This is a genomic window from Marinomonas sp. TI.3.20, assembly GCF_038155025.1.
In the GTDB taxonomy this organism is placed as follows: Bacteria; Pseudomonadota; Gammaproteobacteria; order Pseudomonadales; family Marinomonadaceae; genus Marinomonas; species Marinomonas flavescens.
Genome location: NZ_JBAKAS010000091.1, coordinates 1 through 349 on the forward strand (window position 1 = coordinate 1; position 349 = coordinate 349).

1 protein-coding gene is annotated in these 349 nt (G+C 43.8%); it reads right to left on the minus strand.

Going from position 1 to position 349, the window contains the following annotated elements; genetic code table 11:
* Positions 1-349 (minus strand): IS66 family transposase (locus V6259_RS19705; protein ID WP_341585977.1); only part of this gene is annotated, 349 nt, incomplete at both ends.

Sequence of the window (349 nt, forward strand, 5' to 3'; positions counted from 1 at the left end):
AAGTCGTATAACACAATATTGGGGATCGGGCTTTGTTTGTCAGGTCCATCTTTACCGGTGCAATAGAGCCACATATAACAGTTCGAACGCGCTTCTTTAATGACATTGAGCGTTGTTTCATCCGCTTGGATCACGGGTTGTTCAAGTAAGATTGTATGAAGTCGATCATAAAGAGGCTGTAACGCAACCGAGCATTTTAACATCCAGTCCGACATCGTTTGCCGACTCAGTTCAATGCCGTATTGCTTGAACATGGTTTCTTGTCGATATAAAGGCAAGCTGTATTGGAACTTACCTGTGATGACCTGACTTAGTAAACTAGGCGTTGCGATGCCTTTGGGGATAATGC